The sequence below is a fragment of the Desulfovibrio desulfuricans genome, assembly GCF_024460775.1.
GTDB lineage: Bacteria > Desulfobacterota > Desulfovibrionia > Desulfovibrionales > Desulfovibrionaceae > Desulfovibrio > Desulfovibrio desulfuricans_E.
The window spans coordinates 1-274 of record NZ_JANFYZ010000059.1; the positions used below are offsets into that span (position 1 = coordinate 1).

At 40.9% G+C, this 274-nt stretch carries 1 protein-coding gene; it reads right to left on the bottom strand.

The genetic code is table 11. The features are described from left to right. A partial coding sequence (locus NE637_RS15400) for an MATE family efflux transporter (RefSeq protein ID WP_256267806.1) occupies positions 1-274 on the bottom strand: 274 nt, incomplete at both ends.

Here is a 274-nt window from a genome sequence, read left to right on the forward strand (position 1 = left end):
TGCAAGTTTTGGTTTGTCGCATGAACATAAAAATGCAGATGCTATAATGTTCACTCCGGCAAAAAATAAGTTGATAAAATAAATTCTCATGCCTCCGGAAGCGATAGTTGTCAACAGAGGATCATCCGCCTTGTTGAATGCTTCGGCGATAGGAACAGAAAAAAGACTGATCGTTATGTAGGAAACAAGCGAAAGGAGAAGGCTTGTGATCAGCGCATATTTTCGTATACTGTTTTGTACATGCTTTCCTTTTGCATCGGCATGTCTGCTGACG